The following is an 18,139-nucleotide window of genomic DNA, read 5'->3' on the forward strand; positions in this document are numbered from 1 at the left end:
GAAGCCCCATGGGCCGGTGGCCCGCCCTACCGGTGCGGGGCCCCGTGGGCTGGGGTCCCGCACCGGTAGGTCGTAAGGCCGGAGGGGTGGGTCAGGGGCGCATGACGATCTTGACGGCGCCGTCCGCCGTCTCCTGGAAGGTCTTGTACGCCTCGGCGCCCTCGGCGAGGGGGACGTGGTGCGTGGCGAAGCCGTCGACGCCGAGGGGGTCCTCGTCCACCAGGAGCGGCAGGATGTCGTCCACCCAGCGGCGGACGTTGGCCTGGCCCATGCGGAGTTGGACCTGCTTGTCGAAGAGGGTGAGCAGGGGCAGCGGGTCGGCGGCCCCGCCGTAGACGCCGGAGAGCGAGATGGTGCCGCCGCGGCGGACCAGTTCGATGGCGAGCAGCAGGGCGGCGAGCCGGTCGGTGCCGGCCTTCTGGAAGAGCTTGGCCGCCCAGGCCTGCGGCAGCAGTCCGGCCGCCTGCTGGCCGAGGCGGGCGGCGGGGCTGCCGTGCGCCTCGGTGCCCACGGCGTCGATGACCGCGTCCGGCCCGCGTCCGCCGGTGCGGTCGCGGATGGCCTCGATGAGCTCCTCCTGCTTGTCGAAGCCGTTCAGGTCGAAGGTGTCCACCCCGCGCCCCCGGGCCCGCAGCAGCCGCTCGGGCACCAGGTCGACCCCGAAGACCTTCTCGGCACCTTGGTGCAGGGCGACCCGGCAGGCCATGTCGCCGATCGGGCCGAGGCCCAGTACGGCGACGGTGCCGCCGGGCGGGATCGCGGCGTACTGGACGGCCTGCCAGGCGGTGGGCAGCACGTCGGAGAGGTAGAGGAAGCGGTCGTCGGCCGGGCCCTCGGGGACCTTGATGGGGCCGAACTGGGCCTGCGGGACGCGCAGGTACTCGGCCTGGCCGCCCGGGACCGCCCCGTACAGCCGGGAGTAGCCGAACAGCGCGGCGCCCATCCCCTCGTCGCGCACCTGGGTGGTCTCGCACTGGGTGGGCAGCCCCGAGGAGCACATCCAGCAGTGCCCGCAGGCGATCTGGAAGGGCACCACCACCCGGTCGCCCACCTTGAGGTCCCCCGCCTCCGGGCCGACCTCCTCCACGATGCCCATCGGCTCGTGGCCGAGGACGTCGCCCGGGGTCATGAACGGGCCGAACACCTCGTACAGGTGCAGATCCGATCCGCACAGCCCGGTCGAGGTCACCCGGATGACCGCGTCCGTGGGCTGCTCGATCCGCGGGTCGGGCACGGTCTCCACCCGTACGTCCCTCTTGCCCTGCCAGGTCACGGCCCTCATCGTCTTCGTCCCTTCGCCGGTTGCCCGCATCACGCGTGCGAGAGGCGACGAGTACCCAGGGCGGGGCCGGACGAACAACCGAAGCGCGGTACGCCGGGCGGGCGTTTCGGCCAGAATCGCCGGACCCCTCTTCCCTAGAGGTTTAGACCAATGGTAGGAACGGGTCACCCACACGGCAGGCTCGGCTACGCTGAGCTAAGGACATTGAGGGTTGAACCAATGGCTGAGTCCCGCGTCTCCACGCCGCTTCCGCTCTATCTCCGGGTCGCCGCCTCGCTTCGGGACGACCTGGCCCACCGGCGGATAACCCCGGGGGCCCGGCTGCCGTCGGAGCGCTCGCTGGCGAACCGCTTCCGGGTGAACCGGCAGACCGTGCGCAGCGCACTGCAACTGCTGCGGCAGGAGGGCCTGGTGGCCACCGAGCGGCGGGGCACCTTCGCCGCCGCGGGACCGGCGGACCCCTCCGGCGGCCGGGTGCTCGTACCGGCGGGGGCCGGGATCACCGGACCGGCCGGGACGGCGGACTTCCCGTGCGGACCGGTCACCGCGTCGCTGGACGCGGTGACCGGGATCTGCTGGGAGCCGGTGCCGGCCGGGCCCGCCGGACGGCTGGGGCTGGCGGCCGGCGAGCCGTCGCTGGTGCACCGCTACCGGGTGCCGGGCCCCCGGGGCGCGGTCCTCCAGGAGGCGCTGACCCGCTTCTCCCGCCATGCGCTGGCCGAGGTGCCCGAGCTGGCCCGGCTGCGGCGGACGGCGGACCGCCCCGCCGATCCGGACCTGCGTCCGCTGTACCGGTGGATGCGGCGGGCCGGGCTGCGGCTGACCCGGCGGGAGTCGATCGGGGTGGACACCGGCATCCGCACCGGTATCGGCGCCGGTGCCTTCCTTTCGGTCCACCGGGAGGTACGCGACCAGCACGGCCATGTGCTGGAGCTGACCGATCTCCGGTTCGCGCCGGACCACGCGGGCCTGACCTACGAGTTCACCGGCTGAGCCGCCCCCGGGACCCGGGGGCGGCGGGGGTCAGACGATGCCCTCGGATATCTCCGCCTGCTCCCGGGCGGAGCCGTACGCGGTGGCGGTGGGCACGCCGTAGGAGCGGCGGGCCACGTACCACCAGACACTGGCCAGGACCAGGACGACGGCCAGCGCGATCACCGCGTAGTTCATCGAGTCCACGGTGACCGGTGACTTCTGCGGCAGGCAGAACAGCACGGTGACGAAGGCGACCCAGACCACCGCGATCCAGCCGATCGGCTTGCTCCAGCGGCCCAGGTGCCAGGGGCCGCGCTGGAAGCGGTCGCCGGCGCGCAGCCGCAGGTAGATGGGGATGGCGTAGGCGGGGGTGATCCCGATGACGTTGATCGCGGTGACCGCGCCGTAGGCGGTGGCGGACCAGAGCGAGGGCAGGGCGAGCAGCGCGGGCACGGCGACCGAGAGCCAGACGGCGGCGACCGGGGTCTGGGTGCGGCTGCTGACCTTGCGCCAGACCTTGGAGCCGGGCAGGGCGTTGTCGCGGCTGAAGGCGAAGACCATCCGGCTGGCGGCGGCCGTCTCGGCGTTGCCGCAGAACAACTGGGCGACGATGACGACCAGCAGCAGGGCGCTGGCGGAGCCGTCGCCGAGCGCGTCGATGAGGATCTGGGCGGGCGGCACCCCGGTGGCGCTGTTCTGGGTGCCGGCGTAGTCCTGGATGGCGAAGGTCAGTCCGGCGAGCAGGGCGAAGCCGGCGATCCAGGAGACCCAGATGGCGCGGACGATGCCCTTGGCGGCCGCCACCGAGGCGTTGGAAGTCTCCTCGGAGAGGTGGGCGGAGGCGTCGTAGCCGCAGAAGGTGTACTGGGCCAGCAGCAGGCCGACGGCGGCCACGTAGAACGGGTTGGCCCAGCCGGTGTCGTTGACGAACTCGGTGAAGACGAAGCTCGCCGACTGGTGGTGGTCGGGGACGACGGCGAGCGCGCCGACGATCACGGCGACACCGGCCAGGTGCCACCAGACGCTGATCGAGTTGAGCAGGCTGACCAGCCGGACGCCGAAGAGGTTCAGCACGGCGTGCACCAGCAGGATGATCAGGAAGATCACGAACGTGGAGCCGGGGGTCGGTTCGAAGCCGAAGCGCAGGTTGAGGAAGGCGCCGGTGAACAGGGCGGCGCCGTAGTCGATGCCGGCGATGGCGCCGAGCAGCCCGAGCAGGTTGAGCCAGCCGGTGTACCAGCCCCAGCGGCGGCCGCCGAGCTTGTCCGCCATGTAGTACAGCGCGCCGGAGGTCGGGTAGGCGCTGGTCACCTCGGCCAGGGCCAGGCCGATGAAGAGCACGAACAGGCCGACGCCGGCCCAGCCCCACATCATGGTGGCCGGGCCGCCGGTGCTCAGGCCGAAGCCGTAGAGGGTCATGCAGCCGGACAGGATGGAGATGACCGAGAAGCTGATGGCGAAGTTGCCGAACCCGCCCATGCGGCGGGCGAGCACCGGCTGGTAGCCGAGCTCTCGGAGCCGCTGCTCCTCGTCCATGGGCGGAGCCTGGGGCTCCGGCCGGGCCGCCTGGATGCGGGACATGGCGCTACCTCCGGGGGTGGTGAGGACGTACGGGGACGGGGGGATGTACGAGGACGGGTGCGGGTGCAGGTGGACGGGCGGGGCGTCAGCCGTCGCGGGCCGCCGACAGGCAGCGGACGCGGGCCCGGGTGAACAGCTCCTCGGCCGCCGCCCGGTCGTCCGGCTCCCGGGTGCGGTACATCCAGGGCTGGGGGGTGTAGTACGGGCCGATGGCCTGGAAGACGGGCCCGGCGGCGGCGAACCGCAGCGCGCCCCACAGGGCGTGGGCCAGATGGTTGAGGTCGGTGAGCGAGCGGGCGGACGGGTCGGCGTACTGGAACCACGCGAGCAGGGCCCGTTCGGCGTCGCGGGCCGCGTCCTCGGCCACCCAGTGCAGGTCGAGGGCGCGTTCCTGGCCGCGTTCGCGGCGGTAGCGCTCGACCCGGGTGTAGAGCGGCAGGGCGTGCAGCGGGGAGCCGGCCGGGGCCGAACCGGCGGCCCACTGGACGAAGTTGACGGCCTCGGAGAGCGCACCGCGCGAGCCCCGGCGGCGGGAGTGCAGGAACTGCAGCATCCGGTGGTAGGCCTCGCGGTTGTAGGCGTCGCGCTTGTCGGCCTCGGCGAGCAGCCCCCAGGGCCCGGGCGGCAGCATCGGCCCGGGCGGGCGGACCCGGTGCTCGGCCATCGCCTGGTCCTCGTCCAGGACGGAGAGCGCCAGCAAGCAGATCCAGGGCACCGGGTCGTCGGGGGCGGTGTGCGTGGCGGTACCGCAGGCCTGCCAGGCGGCCTGCCACAACTCCTGGGTGCGCGGGTGGCGTTCGCGGTGGGCGCGGACCGCGCGCTCGACGGACACGCGGGCCTGCATCACCTGGGCGGCGGTGCTGCCGGGCTGCTCGGTCCGCCAGACCTCGACCAGGTCGGAGCCCGCGGCCACGGCGGCCAGCACCTGGGTGCGCTGGGTCCACGCCGGCCAGTCGGTGGTGGCGGCGAGCAGCTGGGCCATCGACAGCCAGCGTCCGGCCCGGAGGTCCTGCACGGTCGCGCGCAGGGGGCCGTCATGACCGGCCGGATGGTAGACCGGCCGGAAGTCGGGGCCGGGCATCACTCCGTTCCCGTCGGCGGGCAGGCGGATCTCGGTGCGCTGGTCATGGTTCCTCGTGCGGGGCGTACAGGCGTGCGGGCGGGGGGTGTGCCGTGCTGCGGTCGGCGCTCGCGCGAGGCGGCAGGCGTCCGGAACGGACCGCCGGCTACCGGCCGTTGATCGGCGATCACTATAGGGCCGATCGATGGCGCGTTGTGCACTTCCGTTCGACAATTGCCGACATTCGTGCGCGGATTTGAGCGGACACGGCCTGTCGGCTTGCCCGGGCCACCCGGTGAACGGTACGGGCGGATGAACTTCGGATGATCTTCCGTACCGTGGGTGGCACTTGACGGAGGCTCCGGTCTGGACCACTCTTCGAGCGACGATCATGGCCGGAGCGCGGCGGCCGATCATGGCCGCAGTGCGGCCGGCGACCACGGCCGGAGGACCGGCGGGCGGGACGGGAGAGCGATGACGACGGGTCCGGTACTGGCCGTCGACCAGGGCACCTCGGGCACGAAGGCCCTGGTGGTCTGCCCGGAGCGCGGGGTGATCGGCTCCGGCTTCGCTCCGGTGCGGCCCCGCCATCTGCCGGGCGGGCGGGTCGAGGTGGATCCGCGCGAGCTGCTGGACTCGGTGCTGGCGGCCGGACGGGCCGCGCTGGCCGGGGCCGGGGGGCCGGTGGCCGCCGTGGGGCTGGCCAACCAGGGCGAGACGGTGCTCGCCTGGGACCCGGCGACCGGTGAGCCGCTGACCGACGCGATCGTCTGGCAGGACCGGCGCGCCGAGGAGGTGTGCGCCGCGCTGGCTCCGAGGGCCGAGGAGCTGCGTGCGCTGACCGGGCTGCCGCTGGACCCCTACTTCGCCGCGCCCAAGATGACCTGGATCCGCCGGCATCTCACCCGCGAGGGCGTGGTGACCACCAGCGACGCCTGGCTGGTCCACCGGCTCACCGGGGCCTTCGTCACCGACGCGGCCACCGCCGGGCGCACCCAGCTGCTCGATCTGGACACCGCCGCCTGGTCCTCGGCCGCCCTGGACGCCTTCGGACTGGCCGGTGAGCGGCTGCCCGAGGTGGTGGACGGCGCCGGGGCGTTCGGCTACACCGGGGCGTTCGGCGCCGAGGTGCCGCTGACCGGGCTGGTCGTCGACCAGCAGGCGGCGCTGCTCGCCCATGGGGCGCACCGCTCCGGCGAGGCCAAGTGCACCTACGGTACGGGGGCGTTCCTGCTGGCCCACACCGGCTCCACGCCCCTGCGCGGGGACTCGGGGCTGGTCTCCTGTGTGGCCTGGCGGCTGGCCGGCCGGACCCGCTACTGCCTGGACGGCCAGGTGTACACGGCCGCCTCGGCGGTGCGCTGGCTCACCGATCTGGGCGTGCTCTCCGGGGCGGCGGAGCTGGACGCGGTGGGCGGGGCGGTGCCGGACGCCGGCGGGGTGGTGTTCGTCCCCGCGCTGGCCGGGCTGGCGGCGCCCTGGTGGCGGGGCGAGGCCCGCGGCTCGCTCACCGGACTGGGCCTGGACACCGGCGCCGGGCATCTGGTGCGGGCGCTGTGCGAGGGGATCGCCGCGCAGGTGGTGGAGCTGGTCGCGGCGGCCGCCGCCGATCTGGGCGCCCCGCCGGCCGCGCTGCGGGTGGACGGCGGGCTGACCCGCTCGGCGCTGCTGATGCAGACCCAGGCCGATCTGCTGCAACTCCCGGTGGAGGTCGCCGCGTTGCCGGACGCGACCGCGCTGGGGGTCGCCGCGCTGGCCCGGATGGGCCTGGACCCGGGGCTGACCCTGAAGGAGGCGGTCCCCGGGGCCGCCCCCTCGGCCGTCTACGAGCCGCGCATCGGCGCCGCCGAGGCGGCCGAGCGGATGGCCGCCTTCCGCGCCGCCGTCGCCGCACTGCCCGACACCCCGGCGGCCCCCTCCCCCACCGCGCCATGACCTCCGGGGAAGAGCGCGGGGCCGGGATCGCCGGTGAGGGGGGCCGGGCCGGGGTCGCGGGGGACGGATACCGGGCCGGGGTCGCGGAGGATGGGCGCCGGGCCGGGGTCGCGGGTGAAGGGCATAGCCCCCGGGTGGCTGATGAGGGGTGCCCTCCTAGCGCCGCCGGGGACGGCCGCCGGGCTGCGGCCCTCAACGAAGGGCACCGCCTCGGGGCCGCCGAAGACGACCGCCGGGACGGGCCCCCAGGCCAAGGGCACCGTTCAGGGGTGGCCGGTGAGGGGCGCCGGTCTGGCGTCGGCGGGGAAGGGCGCCGGCCTGGGAGCCCCGGCGACGGGCACCGCCCAGGGACAGCCGAGGTAGGGCACCGTCCTGGGGGCGTGACCCGGCGGGGTTCGCTTCCGGCCGCCGGGGTGGACGGTGGTGGCGGAGAGCCGTATGACGTGGTCGTGGTGGGCGCCGGGGTGGTGGGCGCGGCCATCGCCCGCGAGCTGGCCCGCCACCCGCTCCGTATCGCCGTGCTGGACGCGGCCGAGGACGTCGGTGAAGGCTCCTCCAAGGCCAACACCGCGATTCTGCACACCGGTTTCGACGCGGTGCCGGGCACCCTGGAGGCCCGGCTGGTACGCGAGGGGCACCGGCTGCTCACGGCGTACGCGGCCGAGACCGGCATCCCCGTCGAACCGGTCGGCGCGCTGCTGGTCGCCTGGGACGGCACCCAGCTGGCCGCGCTGCCCGCACTGGCGGCCAAGGCCGAGGCCAACGGCCACCGCACCACCCGGCTCATCGACGCCGACGAGCTGTACACCCGCGAACCGCATCTGGGACCGGGTGCCCTGGGGGCGCTGGAGGTCCCCGGGGAGAGCCTGATCTGCCCCTGGACCACCGTGCTCGCCTACGCCGTCCAGGCCGTACGCGCCGGCGTGGACCTGCATCTGAACTGCCGGCTGGAGGGTGTCACGGAGGACGTCTCCGGAACCGGTACGGTCCATGAACTGCTCAGCAGCCGTGGCCGGTTGCGGACCCGGTATCTGGTGAACGCGGCCGGGCTGTACACCGACGAGGTGGACCGGCTCCTCGGCTACCGGGACTTCACGGTCACCCCCCGACGCGGCCAGTTGCTGGTCTTCGACGCCTTCGCCCGCTCGCTGGTGCGGCACATCCTGCTGCCGGTGCCCACCGCGCTGGGCAAGGGGGTGCTGGTCGCACCGACCGTGCACGGCAAGGTGCTGCTCGGCCCGACCGCCGAGGACCTGGACCCGTCCGAGAAGACGGCGACCGGGTCGACGCAGGAAGGCACGGCCCGGCTGCGCGAGCAGGGTGCGCGCATCCTGCCGGAGCTGGTGGCCGAGGAGGTCACCGCCGTCTACGCGGGGCTCCGCGCGGCCACCGGGCAGGAGGACTACCGGATCACCGCCCACCCGGGGCGGCGCTGTGTCACGGTGGGCGGGATCCGCTCCACCGGGCTGACCGCCTCCCTGGCGATCGCCCGCCATGTGGCCGGGCTGCTGGCGGACACCGGGCTGGACCTGGATCCGGGCGCGGTGCGGCCGCTGCCGCCGGTGCGGATGCCCAACCTCGGTGAGGCCTTCCCCAGGCCGTACGCGGACGCTCGACTGATCGCCGCGGACCCGGCGTACGGGACGGTGGTCTGCCACTGCGAACGGGTGACCCTCGGCGAGATCCGCGACGCGCTCGCCTCCGAACTGCCGCCCGTCTCACCGGGCGGGCTGCTCCGGCGCACCCGGGCGCTCGCCGGCCGCTGCCAGGGCTTCGCCTGCGGGGCGGCCGTCCGGGCGCTGCTGGAAGGGGCGGCCCGGTGAGGCGGGAGCGGACGGTGGATGTGCTGGTGGTCGGCGCCGGGCCCGCGGGGCTGGCCGCGGCGGCCGGGCTGGCCTCGGCGGGGGCGGGTGCGGTGGAGGTGCTGGAGCGGGAGTCCGCGCCCGGCGGCGCCCTGCGGTATCTGCGCTCCCCCGGTCCGGGGCTGCCGCTCGGCGGCCCGGGGTACGCCCGGTGGCTGACCACGGCCGCGCTACGCGCCGGGGCGGTGCTGCGGACCGGGGTGTCCGCCACCGGTTGGGCGGACCTCCCCGACACGGGAGCGGGTCCGGGGCCGGGGGCGGTGGAGACGACCGGGCCGGGCGGACTGGAGCGGATCACCGCCCGGGCGGTGGTGCTGGCGACCGGGGCGCGGGAGCGTCCGCGCAGCGCCCGGCTGGTGCCCGGGACCCGGCCGGCCGGGGTGCTGACCACCGGTGAACTGCTCCGTTCTGTCGAGTTGTTCGGGCAGCGGGTGGGTGAGCGGGCGGTGGTGGTGGGCGGCGGCCCGGTGGCGCGGCGGGCGGTCCTGGCACTGCGCCGCTCGGGTACGGAGGTCGCCGCGGTGGTCGCGGAGGAGGCGGTCGGCGGGTGGCGGCGGTCCGCCGGGGGCCTCGGCGGGCCGGTGCCGCTGCTGCGCGGGGCGCGGGTCACCGGACTGGCCGGGCGGGGGCGGCTCAGCGGGGTCGCGGTGGCCGGCCCGGACGGGCGTACGGCGGTGCTGGGCTGCGACACGGTGGTGTTCACCGGGGACTGGGTGCCGGACCAGGTGCTCGCCCGGTACGGCGGGGTGGTGCTGGACCCGGGCACCGGCGGCCCGGCCGTGGACGCAGGTTTCCGTACCAGCGCACCGGGGGTGTTCGCGGTGGGCAACACCCTGCACGCGGTGGAGCGCGCGCCGAGTGCCGCCGCGGAGGGCCGGGCGGTGGCCGGGCCGGTGCTGGACTTCCTGCGCGGGGGCGGGCCCTGGCCCGCCGGCCCGGTGCCGGTCCGGGTGGCCGGGCCGCTGCGCTGGGCGGTGCCCAACCTGCTGGTGCCGGGTGCCGCCGCGCCGGACGCGGTACGGCTGAGGGCGCTGCGGCCGCTGCCCCGGCCGGTGGTGGTGGAGGTCCGCCAGGACGGGCGGCTGCTCGCCCGCCACCGGCTGCGCTCGCCCCTCGGGCCGGACCGCTCAGCGTCGCTGCCCGGCGGATGGGTGGACCGGGTGGACCCGGCGGGCGGGCCGGTGCGGATCGCCGTCCGCTGAGTTCCGCGGTCGGAGCGGGGCGCGTCAGTGTACGGGGTCGAGTCCGGCGGCCCGGGCGGCGGTGCGCAGCACCTCGCGGAGCATCTCCGGGGTGAGCCGGCCGGTGAAGGTGTTGCGCTGGCTGACGTGGTAGCAGCCGAACAGCTCCAGCGAAGGGCCGCCGTCGGCCGCCGCCAGGACCGTCCGGGCACCATGGGCGAAGACCGGGCGGGGACGGGGCACCACCCAGCCCGCCTCGGCGAGCGCGGGCAGCACCGCCTGCCAGCCGAAGGCGCCGAGCACCACCAGCGCGCGGGCGGTGGGCCGCAGCAGGGTCAGCTCGCGGACCAGCCAGGAGCGGCAGGTGTCCCGCTCCGCCGGTGTCGGCTTGTTGGCGGGCGGCGCGCAGTGGACCGGTGCGGTGACCCGGGTCCCGTACAGTTCGAGCCCGTCGTCCGGGCGGACGGCCTCGGCCTGGCTGGCCAGCCCGATGTCGTGCAGCGCGGCGAACAACACGTCGCCGGAACGGTCGCCGGTGAACATCCGCCCGGTGCGGTTGCCGCCGTGGGCGGCCGGGGCGAGCCCCACCAGCAGCAGCGCGGCGTCCTCGGGGCCGAAGCCGGGGACGGGCCGGGCCCAGTAGTCCCAGCCCGTGTAGGCGCGCCGCCCCTCCCGGCCCACCCGCTCCCGCCACTCCACGAGCCGGGGGCAGGCCCGGCAGTCGGCGACCAGACCGTCCAGGTCGGGCACCGAGGCCGCGGTGGGCGCCGCCAGCGCCGGATGTCGGGGATCGTCGGTGCGGTCCTCCGGCGCGCCGGGCGGCGGGGTCGGGGGCGGTACGGGCATGGGCGGCGGGTCTCCCTTCGGGTGGCGGGCGCGGGTATGCGCCTGCCCGGTCCTTGGGCGCCCACGCGGGCGGGCCCGGTCCGGGTGCGGCATGCTCGACCGCATGACGGCGAAGCGAAGCGCGGGCCTGCTGCTGTTCCGTACCCCGCCGGGCGGGGGCCTCCAGGTGCTCATCGCCCATATGGGCGGACCGTTCTGGGCCTCCCGGGACGAGGGCGCCTGGTCGGTGCCGAAGGGCGAGTACGAGGAGGACGAGCCGCCCGAGGACGCGGCCCGCCGGGAGTTCACCGAGGAGCTGGGGTTGCCCGTGCCGGCCGGGGAGACGGTGCCCCTGGGGTCGGTCCGGCAGTCGGGCGGCAAGGTGGTGACGGTGTGGGCCCTGGAGGGCGACCTCGATCCGGCCGAGGTGGTGCCGGGTGTCTTCACCATGGAGTGGCCGCGGGGTTCGGGCACCCAGCGGGAGTTCCCGGAGGTGGACCGGGTGGCCTGGTGCACGCCCGAGGAGGCGGAGCTCCGACTGGTGTCGGCGCAGCGGGTGTTCGTCGAGCGGCTGCGCGAGCATCTCGGAGGCCGGTGAGGGCGGGGGCCGGAGCGCGTGGCGACCGGCGGCTGACGTTCGATCAGGGTGACTGTCAGTGGCGTGCGTAAGAGTGGAGGTCCAACCGGTCGACAGGGAGTGTGGGATGACGGTGGTTCTTGACCCCCGGGAGCGCGCGGCCGCTCAGGCGTACGTCAGGCTGATGGAGACGGCCCGGGCCGTGCTCACCGATCCGGACACCGCGCCGTTGGCGGGGGTGTATCTGACCTCCCCGATGGCCGAGGCGGACGAGGCGCTGCGCCGCGCCGGGCTGACGGGCAATGAGGAGCGGCTGCTGCGCTGCGTGTCGGCGCTGCGCGGACCGGACCTGGACGGTTCGGCGTAGCACGGCGGCGCGGTTCCCGACGGGGGCGCCGGGCCTGGGGCGGGGACGCCCCCGTACGCGTCGACGCGCCGGTCCGGCCACCGGCACGGCACCCGCGCGGGCCGCGACTCCTCGTCCCCTGGGGCGGGCCGTCTCCTCGGGCCTGCGCCGACGAGCCCGGGTGCCCGGCCCCGGTCAGTACGCGGGCTGCGGTCCGTTGGGTAGCACGTGGGCGCCCGGCCCCGGTCGGTACGCGGGCTGCGGCCCGTTGGGCGGCACATGGGCGCCCGGTGCGGTGCGGAGGGCCGCCCGGTCCGAGTCGGTGCGCGGGCTGCGAGCCACGGACGTATGAGAGGACGTTCGGTGCGGTGCAGAAGAACCCCGTGCGGTGCGCGAGTGCCCGGGGCCGGTGCGGTACGTGGATGGTGGGTGCGCTTGGACGCGCCGGGCGGTCGCCTCAGCACGTGGGCGCCGAGCGCGAGCCGGTGCGCGGGGAGCGGGCCCGAGCCGGTGCGCGGGGATCGGCCTGGTGCGGTACGCGGATGCCCGGCCCGAGTCGCTGTACGGGCAGCGAGCCCGAATCGGCAGGCAAAGCCCTGTCCGCCGGACGGTACCCGGGCGCTCGGCCCCTGGTGCGCGGGCGGCGAGCCCGGCTCGGCACGCGGGGCCCGGCCCGTCGCGGCACGCGAGCGCCCGGCCTCCTGGTGCGCGGGCGGCTGGCCCGGCTCAGCACACGGGGCCGGACCGTTCCATACACGGACGCCCAGTGCGAGTCGCTAGCCGGGCAGCGGGCACGGCTCGGGCGTGACGGTCGCCGCGTGCCCGCCGGCCCGGGGAGCCCCCGGGTCTGCGGGCAGGGAGGGGCCGAGCCCCCCGGGTCAGCCTTCGACCCAGCCGTGGTCGGCGGCCAGCTCCACCAGGCGGGCGCGCACCCGCTTGACCTGGGCCGCGGTGAGGGTGCCGTCGGCGTCCAGCAGGGCCTCGGTCAGTTCGGCGCGGAACTCCTCGGCGGTCAGCACGTCGACCGTGTCGTCGTCCACGTCGTCGTCTCCCACCCGGGGCAGGGCCACCCGGGCCGGCCGGGCGGTGGCCGGCGGCGGGGACACCAGCCGGATCTCCGAGGCCTTGGGCCCCTTGTCACCCACCTCCAGATAGAACTCCACCTCACGCCCCGCCTGGTACAGGTACTTCTCGTCCACCAGGTCGTTCGCGTGCATGAACACGTCCTCGCCCCCGTCATTGGGGACGATGAACCCGTAACCGCGCACATCGTCGAAGCGCAGGATCTTGCCCACCGTCAGCACAGCCGTACCTCCACACACCACACACCACGGACCAGTCGGCCGGACGCGCCTGCGCGCCCCGGCCCGCGGAGAATCTACCGCCATCCGGTGGAGGGCGGGAACGCCGGTGGGTATCTCGCGCCCGTCGGCGGCCGGGATCCGGGTGCCCCACGGGTCCGCGTCCACTCACAGCCGGGGCATTACCGGCGCGGGGTCATCCGCTCGCCGCGACACGCCGAGGTCGCCGCGCCCCTTCCGGCGAACGGCGGCATGGTGGGGAGGGAGGTGGCCGCCCCGGCGCCTCACCGGTGGCACACCGGGCACACCGAGTCCGAAGGGGACCGACATCATGCCGATGCTGCGCCGCGCCCGCGTCGCCGACCACGCCGCGCTCGTGGAGTGCGTGCACCGCTGGTGGGACGGCGGGTCCACGCCCGCCGGAAGCCGCCACCCGGTGCCGGCGCTGCCGCGACTGTTCCTCCAGTCCTTCTCGGGGACCAGCCTGGTGGCCGAGGACGGGACCGGGATCAAGGCCTTCCTGGTGGGGCTGCACTCCGCCGACAACGACGAGCACGCCTACATCCACTACGTCGGGGTGGAGCCGGCGCTGCGGGGCCGGGGTCTGGCCCGGGGGCTGTACGCGGCGTTCTTCGACCGCGCGGCGGAGGCCGGACGCCGGGAGGTGCGGGCCGCGACCTCGCACCGCAACGCCGGGTCGATCGCCTTCCACCAGGCGCTCGGCTTCACCCTGGACAGCAGCGAGGCGGAGTGGGACGGGCTGCCCGTGCACCGCGACTACGACGGTCCGGGGCAGCACCGGGTGTGCTTCCGCAAGGCGATCCCGGTCTGAGCCCGGCGCACGGAACCGTCAGGAGGCGGCGGTCGCCGTCCGCTCCCCGGCGGCGACCGCCGCGCGGACATGTTCCTCGAAGGAGCGCGGGGGCCGTCCGGTGACCCGTTCGACCTCTTCGGTGACCCGGTCCTCGGCACCCTCGGCGATGGCGCCGTCCAGGCCGGCCAGCATGGCCGCGAACTCCTCGGGCATGAAGGGGGCGTAGCGGGCCGTCATCTCGGCCACCGTGACCGGGCGGTGGCGCACCGGACGGCCGGTGGCCTCACTGAGGACCGCGGCCGCCTCGGCGTAGGAGAGGGGGCGGGGTCCGGTCAGTACCCGGTCGGTGTTGTGCGGCACGGGATCGGTGAGGGCGTGCGCGGCGACGGCGGCGATGTCGTCGGCGTCCACGAACGCGACCCGGCCCCCTCCGGTCGCGGTCACCAGCAGCCCGTCCCGGCGGATCGCCTCGGCGTGCTGGTGCTGCCCGGTGAGGTTCTGCATGAACCAGGACGGCCGCAGTACGGCCCATTCGGGGAACAGCTCCGGCAGCACCCGGTGGACGCCGCCGGCACCCGGTCCGCCGGACTCCACCTGGGAGGAGCTGAGCAGCACCGCCCGGCGCACCCCGGCACGCCGGGCCAGGTCGAGGAAGGGCAGCATCACGGGGACGGGGTCGAGGGTGCCCGGGGGCGGGATCAGGTAGACGGCCGCGGTTCCGTCGAGCGCCGGGCGGTGGGTATCGGGATCGTTCCAGTCGAAGCTGGCGGACTCGGCGCCGACGGCAGGCCGGGGCCGGCGGGCGGCCGCGCGGACGGGGTGTCCGGTGTCCACCAGCCTGCGGACGAGCCGGCTGCCGGTGGTTCCGGTCGCGCCGATCACCAGGATCGTGCCGGGGTGGGGCATCTGAGGTCTCCTCGGGACAAGGGCTGCTGAGCGGGGTTCAGGGGTGGTGGGGGGCGGTGGGGGCGAAGGCGCGGGGGCCGCGTGCCGACTCCGGGACGGCGAGCGGGTTCCAGTAGTCGCGGTAGCGGGTGATGAGTCCGCCGACGACGGTGACCAGCGCGATATAGGACATCTCATACGGCTCCCCGGTGGCCCCCAGGCGGCCGGTGGCGCGCAGGTCGGCGACGATCGTGCGGGGGTCGGCGGTCGGGGTGATCTCCAGATACGGGATGGCGCGCAGGTCGATGTGGTCCGGATAGCCGCGCATATAGCCGGCGACCGCGGCCCGCCCCTCCAGCCGGCGGGGCCAGCCCTCGGGAGCGAACGGAAACTCCATCACCCCGTGCTCGTCCCACAGCCCGACCCAGCCGTCGATGTCTTTGGCGAGCAGCAGGTCAAGGGCGTGGCGGTAGAGCTCCCCGGGGGCGGTCGAGGGGTCGGGGTGGGGCCGGCGCGGACGGTGGGTCATCGCTGCCTCCTCAGGGCGGAGAGGGAGAGAGGGAGAAGAAGGGGGGGTGGGGCGCGGATGCGGGGCCGGGGCCGGTAGGATGCGGACCGCCGGTCCGTATCGATGGGAGCGACGATACGGACCATCGGTCCGCTTGGCAAGCACTTCTCAGCCCGTCCGCCCCACAGCCATTCGGCTCTCCAGCCGCTCAGCGCTTCACCGGAGGTCCCCATGTCCGAGCCACGCCGGCGCGCGGACGCCGTACGCAACCGGGAGGCCGTCCTGGACGCGGCCGAGGCCCTGTTCGCCCGGGGTGGCGCGGACGGGGTGAGCATGAACGCCGTCGCGGAGGCCGCGGGGGTAGGCAAGGGCACGGTGTTCCGTGCGTTCACCGACCGCACCGGCCTGCTCCAGGCCCTGGCCGAGCGGCGGTCCGCGCCGCTGCGCCAGGCCGTGGAGTCGGGGCCGCCCCCGCTCGGGCCCGGCGCCCCGCCCCGGGAGCGGGTGGTGGCGGTGCTGAACGCCCTGCTTGGCGCCAAGCTGGACAACCAGGGCCTGTACCTGGCGCTGGAGGAGGCCGGAGGGGCGGCCAGCCCGTACCGGAGCCCCTCGTACGGGTGGTGGCACACCGTCCTGCGGGACGAGCTGGCCCGCCTCACCGGAACCGCCGGCCGGGCGGACTTCCTGGCCCATGCCCTGCTGGCCGCCGTCCGGGCCGACCTGGTCGCCCATCTGACCGTCGATGAGCGGCTGCCGGTCGCGGAGCTGCGACGGCGGCTCACCGCGTACGCGCACTCGGTGATCCCGCCCGAGGGAGGATGAGGTCCGCGCGGGCGGCGCAGCGAGCCCCGCGGAACCGGGTCTAGCTCCCGTACTGCTCGGCCTGGAGCTGGTACATGCGGCGGTAGCGGGAGTCCGGGCGGTCCATCAGTTCCTGGTGGGAGCCGGACTCCACGATCCGCCCCTCGTGCAGTACGTGGATGACGTCCGCCGCCTGGACCCCGGCCATCCGGTGGCTGACCAGCACCACCGTGCGGCCCTCGGCGGCCAGGTCGCGGATGCGGCGGAAGGAGTCGACCTCGGCCTCCGGGTCGAGCGCCGAGGTGGGCTCGTCGGCGATGACCAGACTCGCCTCGCGGTAGCGCAGCCGGGCCTGGCCGACGGTCTGCCACTGGCCGCCAGAGAGCTCCGAGCCGCCCCGGAACTGGCGCGCCAGCAGGGTGTCGTAGCCCCGCGGCAGCGTGGTGCCGAGCCGGTCCGCGCCGGAGTGGGCGGCGGCCCGCTCCAGGCGGCCGGGGGCCGGGTCGCCGTCGGGCTCGCCGATGGTGATGTTGGTGCGCAGGGTGAACGGCCAGCGCTGGAAGTCCTGGTCGAGCACGGCGACATGGCGGAAGACGTCGTACCGGTCCGCCTCCGCCAGATCGGTGCCGCCCCACAGGACCCGGCCGCCGTCGGGCAGGTGCAGCCCGGCCAGGACCTTGACCAGGGTGGACTTGCCGGAGCCGTTGGCTCCCACCAGCGCGACCACGGTGCCGGCGGTCAGGGTGAGGCTGACACCGCGCAGCGCGGGCTCCTCGCGGTCGGGGTAGCGGAAGACCACGTCCTCGAAGACGATCTTCCCGGGGAAGTCGGGCAGCGGGGCGCCGCCGACCGGGATGGCCCGCCGGTCGGCCTCGGTGGTGAGCCGGTGCAGGTCCCGGACGTACAGGGACTCCTCGTGCAGGGTGTTGACATGGGCGATCAGCGCGCTGAGGTTGGCCGACCCGGTGCGTACGGCGAGCGCGGCGGTGCCCGCCATGGCGATGTCCATCCGGCCGGTGGCCAGCAGCGCGCCGAGCGCGGCGTAGGTGAGCAGGGTCGCGGCGCCGGAGAAGGCGGCCGCGGTCAGCTCGGTGACGGCCCGTCCGTGGGCCAGCCGGGTCTGCTCCGCCTCGGAGGTCTCTGCCATGTCCCGGTAGCGGTCGAGCAGATAGGGCCCGGCCCGGTGGACGCGGATCTCCTGGGCCGAGCCGCGCTCGGTGATCAGCCCGCTGACCAGCCGGGCGGCGCGCTCGTGCTCGATCCAGTTCATCCGGGAGGCGTAGCGGCGCTGCGCCACGTGCATGGCGCCCCAGCCGCGCGGCAGGGCGATCAGCACCAGCAGCGGCAGCAGGGCGGGATGGAGCACGGTGAGCACCCCGCCGGCGGCCAGGATGCCGAAGATGCCGTTGAGCGCGGCGACGCAGGCACCGACCATGGCCCGGGCCGAGAGCGCGCCGAACTGGGCGGAGTCCAGCAGCTTGCGGAACTCGCCGTCCTCGATGGCCGACAGCTCCACCGCGACCGCGCGCCGCAGATACCCCTCGGTGGCGAGCCGCTCCACCTTGGGCTCCAGCCGTCCGGTGGCCGCGGTGGAGAGCGAGGCGAGCACCGCGCCGACGGAGGCGAGGACGGCGACCGCGAGGAGCGCGGGCAGCGCGGCGCGCAGCCGGTCGCCGGCCGGGCCGGTGCCGAACAGGGCGGCCAGGATCTCGTTGGTGAGCAGCAGGCCGAAGGCCTGGGCGGTGCCCTGGCCGACCTCGGCGAGTCCCACGGTGTACAGCGCGCGGCGGTCGGCGTCCCGGGCGATCCGCAGGGTGGTGGCAAGGAGCCGCGGCAGCGCGCGCACGGCGGCGAACGGGGTGAGGTCGAGCATCGCGTACTCGTGCTTCACCCAGCCGAAGTCGTAGCGCAGCGCGCCGCCGAAGAGTTCGCGCTCCCCGGCGGAGACCACCGGGGCGATCCGCCGGGGCCTGCGTAACGGTCTCCTGGTACGCCTCTCGCCCACGGCCGTCCCCTTTCCTCACGCGGTGTTGTTCGTTCCCGGTCCGTTGCCACGGGCCGGGAACGCCCCGTGCCGCGGCAGTCGGCCGCCGCACGGAGCGCTCCCCCGCCGCCGACCGGGTGAAACGCCGCACGGAGGTGGCTACGCGCGGGCTGCGATCACGGGGCGAGGGACGGTACCCCCATTGATGTGAGGCGGTTCGGA

At 75.3% G+C, this 18,139-nt stretch carries 16 protein-coding genes; 8 read left to right on the forward strand and 8 right to left on the reverse strand.

Features of this window, described 5'->3' with window-relative positions; genetic code table 11:
- Positions 1-91: 91 nt before the first annotated feature.
- Positions 92-1,282, reverse strand: coding sequence for a zinc-dependent alcohol dehydrogenase (locus M1O15_RS27610; protein WP_248636922.1), 1,191 nt, complete (start codon positions 1,280-1,282; stop codon positions 92-94).
- 219 nt (positions 1,283-1,501) lie between these two features.
- On the opposite strand from M1O15_RS27610, the gene M1O15_RS27615 reads away from it, so the two are divergent.
- Positions 1,502-2,275 (forward strand): GntR family transcriptional regulator, encoded by a 774-nt coding sequence (locus M1O15_RS27615; RefSeq protein WP_248636923.1) that lies wholly within the window; start codon positions 1,502-1,504, stop codon positions 2,273-2,275.
- Positions 2,276-2,305: 30 nt separating this feature from the next.
- Here M1O15_RS27615 and M1O15_RS27620 read toward each other — a convergent pair whose 3' ends face one another.
- Complete coding sequence (locus M1O15_RS27620; protein ID WP_248636924.1) at positions 2,306-3,838, reverse strand: amino acid permease; 1,533 nt, start codon at positions 3,836-3,838, stop codon at positions 2,306-2,308.
- Positions 3,839-3,923: 85 nt separating this feature from the next.
- Positions 3,924-4,919: a hypothetical protein gene (locus M1O15_RS27625; protein WP_248636925.1), complete on the reverse strand. Its 996-nt coding sequence runs from the start codon at positions 4,917-4,919 to the stop codon at positions 3,924-3,926.
- A 453-nt stretch (positions 4,920-5,372) separates the two neighbouring features.
- On the opposite strand from M1O15_RS27625, the gene M1O15_RS27630 reads away from it, so the two are divergent.
- The 3 genes from M1O15_RS27630 to M1O15_RS27640 all read left to right on the forward strand — a co-directional run bounded on the left by M1O15_RS27630 (position 5,373) and on the right by M1O15_RS27640 (position 9,897).
- A complete protein-coding gene (locus tag M1O15_RS27630; protein WP_248636926.1) occupies positions 5,373-6,833 on the forward strand; it encodes an FGGY family carbohydrate kinase in 1,461 nt (486 codons plus the stop codon).
- Between the two features lie 380 nt (positions 6,834-7,213).
- On the forward strand, positions 7,214-8,656 hold the full coding sequence (locus tag M1O15_RS27635; RefSeq protein WP_248636927.1) for an NAD(P)/FAD-dependent oxidoreductase: 1,443 nt from the start codon (positions 7,214-7,216) through the stop codon (positions 8,654-8,656).
- A complete protein-coding gene (locus tag M1O15_RS27640) occupies positions 8,653-9,897 on the forward strand; it encodes an FAD-dependent oxidoreductase (protein WP_248636928.1) in 1,245 nt (414 codons plus the stop codon). Before M1O15_RS27635 ends, M1O15_RS27640 begins: the two co-directional genes overlap by 4 nt.
- Before the next feature lie 24 nt (positions 9,898-9,921).
- On the opposite strand, the gene M1O15_RS27645 is transcribed toward M1O15_RS27640, so the two are convergent.
- Entirely contained in the window at positions 9,922-10,722 is an 801-nt protein-coding gene (locus tag M1O15_RS27645) for a uracil-DNA glycosylase (RefSeq protein ID WP_248636929.1), read from the reverse strand.
- A gap of 103 nt (positions 10,723-10,825) precedes the next feature.
- Here M1O15_RS27645 and M1O15_RS27650 point away from each other — a divergent pair, with 103 nt between their 5' ends.
- Both M1O15_RS27650 and M1O15_RS27655 read left to right on the forward strand, forming a co-directional pair.
- Positions 10,826-11,299, forward strand: coding sequence for an NUDIX hydrolase (locus tag M1O15_RS27650; RefSeq protein WP_248636930.1), 474 nt, complete (start codon positions 10,826-10,828; stop codon positions 11,297-11,299).
- A gap of 106 nt (positions 11,300-11,405) precedes the next feature.
- Complete coding sequence (locus tag M1O15_RS27655) at positions 11,406-11,645, forward strand: hypothetical protein (protein WP_248636931.1); 240 nt, start codon at positions 11,406-11,408, stop codon at positions 11,643-11,645.
- 857 nt (positions 11,646-12,502) lie between these two features.
- On the opposite strand, the gene M1O15_RS27660 is transcribed toward M1O15_RS27655, so the two are convergent.
- Positions 12,503-12,928, reverse strand: coding sequence for a cold shock domain-containing protein (locus M1O15_RS27660; RefSeq protein ID WP_248636932.1), 426 nt, complete (start codon positions 12,926-12,928; stop codon positions 12,503-12,505).
- A 328-nt stretch (positions 12,929-13,256) separates the two neighbouring features.
- On the opposite strand from M1O15_RS27660, the gene M1O15_RS27665 reads away from it, so the two are divergent.
- Complete coding sequence (locus tag M1O15_RS27665; protein ID WP_248636933.1) at positions 13,257-13,757, forward strand: GNAT family N-acetyltransferase; 501 nt, start codon at positions 13,257-13,259, stop codon at positions 13,755-13,757.
- Positions 13,758-13,775: 18 nt separating this feature from the next.
- On the opposite strand, the gene M1O15_RS27670 is transcribed toward M1O15_RS27665, so the two are convergent.
- Both M1O15_RS27670 and M1O15_RS27675 read right to left on the reverse strand, forming a co-directional pair.
- Positions 13,776-14,645, reverse strand: a complete 870-nt coding sequence (locus tag M1O15_RS27670; protein ID WP_248636934.1) for an NmrA family NAD(P)-binding protein — start codon at positions 14,643-14,645, stop codon at positions 13,776-13,778.
- Between the two features lie 37 nt (positions 14,646-14,682).
- Entirely contained in the window at positions 14,683-15,153 is a 471-nt protein-coding gene (locus M1O15_RS27675) for a nuclear transport factor 2 family protein (protein ID WP_248636935.1), read from the reverse strand.
- A gap of 210 nt (positions 15,154-15,363) precedes the next feature.
- Between M1O15_RS27675 and M1O15_RS27680 the strand changes: the two genes are divergently transcribed.
- Positions 15,364-15,954: a TetR/AcrR family transcriptional regulator gene (locus M1O15_RS27680; RefSeq protein ID WP_248636936.1), complete on the forward strand. Its 591-nt coding sequence runs from the start codon at positions 15,364-15,366 to the stop codon at positions 15,952-15,954.
- 40 nt (positions 15,955-15,994) lie between these two features.
- Here the strand turns inward: M1O15_RS27680 and M1O15_RS31725 are convergent, their stop codons facing one another.
- On the reverse strand, positions 15,995-17,938 hold the full coding sequence (locus M1O15_RS31725) for an ABC transporter ATP-binding protein (protein ID WP_248636937.1): 1,944 nt from the start codon (positions 17,936-17,938) through the stop codon (positions 15,995-15,997).
- Between the last annotated feature and the right edge of the window lie 201 nt (positions 17,939-18,139).

The organism is Streptomyces lichenis (assembly GCF_023218175.1).
GTDB lineage: Bacteria > Actinomycetota > Actinomycetes > Streptomycetales > Streptomycetaceae > Streptomyces > Streptomyces lichenis.

Coding starts and splice junctions, on each gene's coding strand:
- M1O15_RS27665 (WP_248636933.1), top strand. CDS start 13,257: ATGCCGATGCTGCGCCGCGCCCGCGTCGCCGACCACGCCGCGCTCGTG.
- M1O15_RS27625 (WP_248636925.1), bottom strand. CDS start 4,919: ATGCCCGGCCCCGACTTCCGGCCGGTCTACCATCCGGCCGGTCATGAC.
- M1O15_RS27610 (WP_248636922.1), bottom strand. CDS start 1,282: ATGAGGGCCGTGACCTGGCAGGGCAAGAGGGACGTACGGGTGGAGACC.
- M1O15_RS27630 (WP_248636926.1), top strand. CDS start 5,373: ATGACGACGGGTCCGGTACTGGCCGTCGACCAGGGCACCTCGGGCACG.
- M1O15_RS27645 (WP_248636929.1), bottom strand. CDS start 10,722: ATGCCCGTACCGCCCCCGACCCCGCCGCCCGGCGCGCCGGAGGACCGC.
- M1O15_RS27680 (WP_248636936.1), top strand. CDS start 15,364: ATGTCCGAGCCACGCCGGCGCGCGGACGCCGTACGCAACCGGGAGGCC.
- M1O15_RS27670 (WP_248636934.1), bottom strand. CDS start 14,645: ATGCCCCACCCCGGCACGATCCTGGTGATCGGCGCGACCGGAACCACC.
- M1O15_RS27675 (WP_248636935.1), bottom strand. CDS start 15,153: ATGACCCACCGTCCGCGCCGGCCCCACCCCGACCCCTCGACCGCCCCC.
- M1O15_RS27620 (WP_248636924.1), bottom strand. CDS start 3,838: ATGTCCCGCATCCAGGCGGCCCGGCCGGAGCCCCAGGCTCCGCCCATG.
- M1O15_RS27655 (WP_248636931.1), top strand. CDS start 11,406: ATGACGGTGGTTCTTGACCCCCGGGAGCGCGCGGCCGCTCAGGCGTAC.
- M1O15_RS27650 (WP_248636930.1), top strand. CDS start 10,826: ATGACGGCGAAGCGAAGCGCGGGCCTGCTGCTGTTCCGTACCCCGCCG.
- M1O15_RS27615 (WP_248636923.1), top strand. CDS start 1,502: ATGGCTGAGTCCCGCGTCTCCACGCCGCTTCCGCTCTATCTCCGGGTC.